The organism is Streptomyces sp. NPDC044002 (assembly GCF_056434525.1).
This window is the reverse complement of the sequence record NZ_JBWKEZ010000069.1, coordinates 31,006-38,405: the sequence shown is the minus strand read 5'-3', so window position 1 is coordinate 38,405 and position 7,400 is coordinate 31,006. Positions and strand designations below refer to the sequence as shown.

The 7,400-nt window shown below is 72.0% G+C and carries 7 protein-coding genes and 1 pseudogene; 3 read left to right on the top strand and 5 right to left on the bottom strand.

The window, feature by feature from the left end:
• Window positions 1-101, top strand: a pseudogene (locus AC07A6_RS34490) (ATP-binding protein); the annotation flags it as partial.
• A 152-nt stretch (window positions 102-253) separates the two neighbouring features.
• Here AC07A6_RS34490 and AC07A6_RS34485 read toward each other — a convergent pair.
• Window positions 254-454 (bottom strand): acyl-CoA carboxylase subunit epsilon, encoded by a 201-nt coding sequence (locus tag AC07A6_RS34485; protein WP_478779743.1) that lies wholly within the window; start codon window positions 452-454, stop codon window positions 254-256.
• A 23-nt stretch (window positions 455-477) separates the two neighbouring features.
• Window positions 478-2,061, bottom strand: coding sequence for an acyl-CoA carboxylase subunit beta (locus AC07A6_RS34480; protein WP_362462992.1), 1,584 nt, complete (start codon window positions 2,059-2,061; stop codon window positions 478-480).
• 251 nt (window positions 2,062-2,312) lie between these two features.
• Here AC07A6_RS34480 and AC07A6_RS34475 point away from each other — a divergent pair, with 251 nt between their 5' ends.
• Window positions 2,313-2,936 (top strand): YceI family protein, encoded by a 624-nt coding sequence (locus tag AC07A6_RS34475; protein ID WP_478779742.1) that lies wholly within the window; start codon window positions 2,313-2,315, stop codon window positions 2,934-2,936.
• 29 nt (window positions 2,937-2,965) lie between these two features.
• On the opposite strand, the gene AC07A6_RS34470 is transcribed toward AC07A6_RS34475, so the two are convergent.
• Window positions 2,966-4,330, bottom strand: a complete 1,365-nt coding sequence (locus tag AC07A6_RS34470; RefSeq protein WP_478779741.1) for a hypothetical protein — start codon at window positions 4,328-4,330, stop codon at window positions 2,966-2,968.
• A gap of 108 nt (window positions 4,331-4,438) precedes the next feature.
• Here AC07A6_RS34470 and AC07A6_RS34465 point away from each other — a divergent pair, with 108 nt between their 5' ends.
• Window positions 4,439-4,966 carry a hypothetical protein gene (locus AC07A6_RS34465; protein WP_478779740.1) on the top strand — a complete coding sequence of 176 codons (528 nt, stop codon included), beginning with the start codon at window positions 4,439-4,441 and terminating at the stop codon, window positions 4,964-4,966.
• A gap of 12 nt (window positions 4,967-4,978) precedes the next feature.
• Here the strand turns inward: AC07A6_RS34465 and cimA are convergent, their stop codons facing one another.
• Together cimA and AC07A6_RS34455 are read right to left on the bottom strand one after the other, a co-directional pair.
• A complete protein-coding gene (gene cimA / locus AC07A6_RS34460; RefSeq protein ID WP_007266763.1) occupies window positions 4,979-6,601 on the bottom strand; it encodes a citramalate synthase in 1,623 nt (540 codons plus the stop codon).
• A 335-nt stretch (window positions 6,602-6,936) separates the two neighbouring features.
• Window positions 6,937-7,400 (bottom strand): TetR family transcriptional regulator C-terminal domain-containing protein (locus tag AC07A6_RS34455; RefSeq protein ID WP_478779739.1); only part of this gene is annotated, 464 nt, incomplete at its 5' end.

Here is a 7,400-nt window from a genome sequence, read left to right as displayed (position 1 = left end):
CCGACGCCCCCATCATCACCACCGACGCCCGCCACCGCGCGGACGCCAAGAGCGCACTCATCACGCTCGTCGAGCACGCCCTCATGGCCCGGCTCCGGTAAGCAGAGCGGAACACCGCGGAAGGCCCCCGTGTCCGGGACACGGGGGCCTTCGCCGTACCCGGGAGCCGGCCGGCGTCCCGGGGCGGGCACGCGGAAGGCCCCGCACCCCCGGGACGGGGTACGGGGCCTTCCGGCGTTCGTGCGTGCGCTGCTCAGCCGCGCCAGCTGTGGGGGGCCTGGAAGCCCCGGCTGCGCTCCAGGCGGCGCCAGCCGGCCGTGGAGCGGGCGGTGGCGGCGGCCTCCTCCGGGGTGGCGGCGGCGCGGGCGAGGAGGATCGCGGTGATCGCGGCCAGCTCCTCGGGGGCGGCGTTGCCCTTCTCGACCTTCAGCAGGGTGTCGGTGGCGGTGCTCATCGTCGGCATGTCTCCTTCGCTCGTTACTGCGGCGGGTTGCCGTGCTTGCGAGACGGCAGATCGGCGTGCTTGGTGCGGAGCATCGCGAGGGCGCTCACGAGCACCCCGCGGGTCTCGGCGGGGTCGATGACGTCGTCCACGAGGCCGCGCTCGGCCGCGTAGTACGGGTGCATCAGTTCGGCCTTGTATTCCTTGACCATCCGGGCGCGCATCGCCTCGGGGTCCTCGGCGTCCGCGATCTGCTTGCGGAAGATCACGTTGGCGGCGCCCTCGGCGCCCATGACGGCGATCTCGTTGGTGGGCCAGGCATAGGTGAGGTCGGCACCGATGGACTGGGAGTCCATGACGATGTACGCGCCGCCGTAGGCCTTGCGCAGGATCAGCGAAATCCGCGGCACGGTGGCGTTGCAGTACGCGTACAGCAGCTTGGCGCCGTGGCGGATGATGCCGCCGTGCTCCTGGTCGACGCCGGGCAGGAAGCCCGGGACGTCCAGCAGGGTGACGATCGGGATGTTGAACGCGTCGCACATCTGGACGAAGCGCGCGGCCTTCTCGGACGCGTGGATGTCCAGGACGCCGGCGAGGTGGCCGGGCTGGTTGGCGACGATGCCGACGACCTGGCCGTCCAGGCGGGCCAGGGCGCAGATGATGTTGCGCGCCCAGCGCTCGTGGATCTCCAGGACGTCGCCGTCGTCGACGAGCTCCTCGATGACCTTGAGCATGTCGTACGGACGGTTGCCGTCGGCGGGGACCAGGTCCAGGAGGACGTCCGAGCGCCGTTCCGCGGGGTCGGAGTTCTCGTGGACCGGGGGGTTCTCGCGGTTGTTCGAGGGGAGCATCGTGATGAGGTACCGGACCTCGGCGATGCAGGTCTCCTCGTCGTCGTACGCGAAGTGCGCGACGCCGGAGGTCTCGGCGTGCACGTCGGCGCCGCCCAGACCGTTCTGGGTGATCTCCTCACCGGTGACGGCGCGGACGACGTCGGGGCCGGTGATGAACATCTGCGAGGTGTCCCGGACCATGAACACGAAGTCCGTCAGGGCCGGGGAGTACGCGGCGCCGCCGGCGCACGGGCCCAGCATCACCGAGATCTGCGGGATGACGCCCGAGGCCTTGGTGTTGCGCTGGAAGATGCCGCCGTAGCCGGCGAGGGCGGAGACGCCCTCCTGGATGCGGGCGCCGGCGCCGTCGTTGAGGGAGACCAGCGGGGCACCGGCCGCGATGGCCATGTCCATGATCTTGTGGATCTTCGTGGCGTGGGCCTCGCCCAGCGCGCCGCCGAAGATGCGGAAGTCGTGCGCGTAGACGAAGACCGTGCGGCCCTCGACCGTGCCCCAGCCGGTGATGACACCGTCGGTGTAGGGCTTCTTGGCCTCCAGGCCGAAGCCGGTCGCCCGGTGCCGGCGGAGCTGCTCGACCTCCCTGAAGGAACCTTCGTCGAGCAGGAGCGCGATGCGCTCGCGCGCGGTCAGCTTGCCCTTGGCGTGCTGGGCCTCGGTCGCGCGGTCACTGGGGCCGCGCCGGGCCTCCTCGCGGAGGGAGTGCAGCTCGGCCACGCGCCCGCGGGCGTCCGTCGGCTCGCTCGGGGTCTGGTCCACAACGGTCATGTACCGACCTTACGAAGCGTGGCCATCAAAACCCTCCGTTGGTTCTACACAGTCTCGGACCCCGTCCGCTGTGCGGCCCGGACAGAACCTCCGAAGGATGCATGGACTCCCCCAGCAGGGACCTTCGGCCTTTGTGGGGGTCCCACAAAACACCGCCACCCCGAACCGAGAAGTTGAAATTTGAACGGAATGGGTCTAGCGTCTTCCTTGTTGAAAGTTAAACCAAACCACGGACTCCCCAGGAGCAAGTCATGGGCCTCTTCTCCCGCCGCAGCAGCCAGACCGCCGCCTCCGCCCAGCAGGGCGCGGTGGCCACCCTCCCCGTCGACCCGGCCCTCGCCGCCCTCACCGGCGACTACGCCATCGACGCCGCGCACAGCAGCATCGGCTTCACCGTCCGCCACGCCATGGTGACCAACGTCCGCGGCAGCTTCGCGCAGCACGAGGGCACCCTCCACCTGGACGGCGCCGACCCGTCCCGCTCCACCGCCTCCATCGACGTGCAGATCGCCTCCGTCAGCACCGGCATCGCCGACCGCGACGCCCACCTGCTGGGCAGCGACTTCTTCGACGCCGAGCTCTTCCCCCTGATGACCTTCCGCTCCACCTCGGCGGAGCAGCTGGGCGGCGACAAGTACCGCATCACCGGTGACCTGACGATCAAGGACGTGACGCGTCCGCTCGCCATCGACCTGGAGTTCGCCGGTACCGCCACGGACGTCTACGGCAGCGAGCGCGTGGGCTTCGAGGGCTCGGCCGAGATCCTGCGCTCGGACTGGGGCCTGACCTGGAACGCGGCCCTGGAGGCCGGCGGCGTGATGGTCAGCGACAAGGTGAAGCTGACCTTCGACATCTCGGCGGTCAAGCAGGCCTGATCACGGCCCGCGCGGAACCCCGGGGGCGGCTACCAGCCGCCCCCGCCGTCGAACCCGCCGCCCCCGTCGAAGCCGCCACCGCCGCCGAAGTCCCCGCCCCCGAAGTCGGACGGGTTGAAGTCGGCGCCCGAGACGTCCCCGCCCTCGAAGCCGCCGTATCCGCCGCCGAAGTCCGAGGCGTACGCGGGGGTGGCCATCATCGAACCGAGCATCGTGCCCACCAGCAGGCCGGGCAGCATCCCGCCGCCGAAGTACCCGCCGGCCCACGGGCCGTACGCCGGGCCGGCGTCGTAGTACGGCCGCCGGCCGTGCTCCGTGTCCACGGTGCGCACCGCCGGGTCCAGCCCGTCGCGCAGCCGTACGGCGTCCGCCGCGCAGACCGGTACGGTACGGGCCGCCCCGCCCGGCGGGGCCCAGGCCGCGTCCTCGGTGCTCGGCCCGTGGCGCGGGTCGAAGAAGCAGGGCACGCGGCGCTCCGGCAGCGGCCTGCCCTGACGGCGGGCGTCGAGGCTCGCCAGGGCGAACCGGCCGTCCTCCAGGGCCTGGGTCACCCCCTGCACCTCGTGCGGCTCCCGCACCGAGGCCATGATCCGCTTGGCCTTCTCGTAGGAGTCCAGCCCCTTCTCGTAGTCCGCGCGCATGGCGTCGTCGGCGCCGGGCTCGCCGGGGTGGAAGTCGAGGCGTTCGAGTTCCTCGCCGAAGGCGGTGATGTCCTCGTCCACGACCACGCCCAGCCGGGCGACGGCCTCCCGCCGGGCTTCTTCCTTCTTCTTCCGGTTCCGCTTGACCAGCAGGTACGCACCGCCGCCGCCGGCCAGGGCCACCGCGCCGAGGGCGATCACCGCCCCGGCCGAGGAGCCGCCGCCGGAGGAGCCTGCGGTGCCCCAGGAGGCCGGGGCCTTGCCCTTCATCTGCGGGAGGGCCTGGTCGACGAAGTTGTTGAGCTCGGTCGCTGCGTCCACCGGCCCGCCCGCCTTCACCGCGTCGGTGAGGTTGCGGACGGCGTTGTTCGGCATGACGGCCCGGTCGGCCCCGGCGTCGAAGCCGTCGCCGAGCCGGATGGCGTAGAGCCCGGTGATCCCCGTCTCGGTGCGGACCGTGCGCAGCACGCTGCCGGCCGGGAAGGCGGGGGTGGCGGGCAGCACGGCGACGAAGAGCGGCTTGCCGGCCGCCTTGATCTTGGCGGCGAGGGCGTCGGCCTGGGCCGGCGACAGCTGCGCCGCGGCCCCGGGGTCCACGTAGACGGGCCCCTTCTTGAGCGCCTCCGCCACGGCGGCGGTCCCCCCGTCGGCGGCGGCCGCCTGCGGGGCCGCCCCGAGCACACCGACGCCGAACGCCAGCAGCAGACCGGACAGCGCCGATCCGACGCGTACGGATATCAGCCTGGTCCTCATACCGACGACGCTACCCGAACCGGTCATTTCCTGTGTGAGCGGGACATAAGCCCGTTCCGGCTCCGCCCGCCCCCGCACCGTCTACGCTCCCGGCCGGGGGGTGGGCCGATGCGGCGCGCATGGCACGGGGTGGTTCTGGCACTGGCGGGAGCGGGGCTGCTGGCGGGTTGCTCGGCGGCCGATCTGTCGCTGATCTCCGTCGGCATCGGTGCCGACGGAACACCGCAGGTCACGATGGCGCCGTGCGGCAAGGACGCCATCGGCACCGCAAGCTTCTTCGTGCGGGAGCGCGCCACCCTCCCGCCCGGTGCGCCACAGCCCACCGTGACGACGCCGCAGACGGCGTCGGAGGAAGGCTGGATGGCCGGCGGCTCCCCGCTCGCCAGGGGCCGGGTGACGTTCTCCCTCTACTCGCCGCCGGCCTCGTGGGCGGTCCGCGAGTGGGGCGCCGAACGGCACCTCAAGCCCGGCCGCACGTACAGCCTGCGCTTCCACGCCCCCGGCTTCGCCGACTACTCGGGGACGGTCCGCTTCACCGCCGAGGACCTCGCCCGGCTCGGGCCCGGCGAGGTGTGGGCCGACGGCAGGGCGATGTCCCCGAAGAAGTTCCGCAAGCTCGTCGCGGACGAGTGCTGACCGCCGCCGGGACTACTCGGCCGGCTCCACGCCCGCGTGCAGGAGGCCGAAGGTGTAGGCGTCCTCCAGGGCCTGCCAGGAGGCCGCGATGACGTTGGGGGCGACGCCCACCGTGTTCCACTCGCGGGTGCCGTCCGTCGTGGCGATCAGGACGCGGGTCGTGGACTCCGTGCCGTGCTTGCCCTCCAGGATGCGGACCTTGTAGTCCACCAGCTCGAACTTGGCCAGCTGGGGGTAGAAGCGCTCCAGCGCGACCCGCAGGGCCCGGTCGAGGGCGTTGACCGGGCCGTTGCCCTCCGCCGTGGCGACGATCCGCTCGCCCTTGGCCCGCAGCTTGACCGTGGCCTCGTTGGCGTGGGTGCCGTCGGGGCGGTCCTCGACGATGGCCCGCCAGGACTCCACGCGGAAGTACTTGCGCGCCCGGCCCTCGGCCTCGGCCCGCAGCAGCAGCTCGAAGGAGGCGTCGGCGGCCTCGTACGTGTAGCCGGCCAGCTCGCGCTCCTTGACCCGCTCGACCACGCGGGCGATCAGCGCCCGGTCGCCGCCGAGGTCGACGCCGAGCTCCTTGCCCTTGAGCTCGATGGAGGCCCGGCCGGCCATGTCGGAGACCAGCATGCGCATGGTGTTGCCGACGCGCTCGGGGTCGATGTGCTGGTACAGGTCCGGGTCGACCTTGATCGCCGAGGCGTGCAGGCCCGCCTTGTGCGCGAAGGCGGAGACGCCGACGTACGGCTGGTGCGTGGAGGGGGTGAGGTTGACGACCTCGGCGATGGCGTGGGAGATGCGGGTCATCTCGCCGAGCGCGCCCTCGGGGAGGACCTTGCGGCCGTACTTGATCTCCAGCGCGGCGACGACCGGGAAGAGGTTGGCGTTGCCGACGCGCTCGCCGTAGCCGTTGGCGGTGCACTGGACGTGCGTGGCGCCCGCGTCGACGGCGGCCAGGGTGTTGGCGACGGCGCAGCCGGTGTCGTCCTGGGCGTGGATGCCGAGACGGGCCCCGGTGTCGGCCAGTACGGTCGAGACGACGGCGGTGATCTGGGCGGGGAGCATGCCGCCGTTGGTGTCGCAGAGGATGACGACGTCGGCGCCGGCCTCGTGGGCGGTGCGGACGACGGACTTGGCGTACTCGGGGTTGGCGCGGTAGCCGTCGAAGAAGTGCTCGCAGTCGACGAAGACGCGGCGGCCCTGGGCGACGAGGTGGGAGACGGTGTCGCGGACCATCTCCAGGTTCTCGTCCAGGGTGGTGCGGAGCGCGAGTTCGACGTGCCGGTCGTGGGACTTGGCGACGAGGGTGATCACCGGCGCGCCGGACTCCAGGAGGGCGCGCACCTGCGGGTCCGAGGCGGCGTCGCCACCGGCCCGGCGGGTGGCGCCGAAGGCGACGAGCTGGGCGTTCTTGAAGTCGATCTCGGCCCGGGCGCGGGCGAAGAACTCGGTGTCGCGGGGGTTGGCGCCCGGCCAGCCGCCCTCGATGAAGCCGACTCCGAACTCGTCCAGGTGCCGCGCGATGGTCAGCTTGTCCGCGACCGTGAGGTTGATGCCCTCACGCTGGGCGCCGTCGCGCAGGGTGGTGTCGAAGACGTGGAAGGCGTCGTCGAGGGCCGCCGTCGGCTGGGTCGCCTCTGTCGTCGTCATGCTGATCTGACTCCTGTCGGATGAGTGGTTCCGGAGACCGGGGATCCACTGCCCCCATCATCGCGCGCCGCCCGGTTCCGGCATGTTTCTGCCCTTGGAAACGAAAAGACCCCTCGCGGGTGCGAGAGGTCTGCGCGCGGGTCTGAGGCACGGTGGCCGCTGCCGCGGAGGTCGTCCACGGTTTCAGCGGTCACAGAGGACCGGCGCGCTGCTGTCCATAATCATGAGCTGAGCAGACACGCTCGCAGTGTGTCACACGGCCCGTCGCCGGTGGACGCCGGTCTCAGCATGCGGGCACCCGGCGTCCGCCAGTCGGCCCGCCGCCGGTGGGAGCCCTAGCCGGCGAGGGTTTCGGCGAGGAACTCCGCGACGTGTTCCAGGATGTCCTCGCGCCCTATCCCGGGCAGCCCCACGGCGACCTGGATGCTGAACCCGTCGAGCAGGGCCCGCAGCCTGGACGCGAAGCGGTCGGGGTCCACCGCGCGGAACTCTCCGCGCGAGATGCCCTCGGCGAGCAGGGCGACCAGGTCGCGGTGCCAGGCGCCCTCGATGGCGGCCTGCCGCTCGCGTTCCTGGGGGCCCGCGTTCTGGGACCGGTTCCAGACCTCCAGCCACAGGGTCCAGTGCGGGTCCCGGGCGCCGTCCGGCACGTACAGGTCCACGTACGCCCGTACGCGCTCGCGCGCCGGGCCGCGGGGGGGGAGAAGGGGCCACCGGTCTCCTCCCCAGGGCGCCCCCCCTCCCCCCCGGGCCTTTCGCAAGAGCCCGTCCTCTTTTCCAAAAGAGGAAAAGGAGTGGT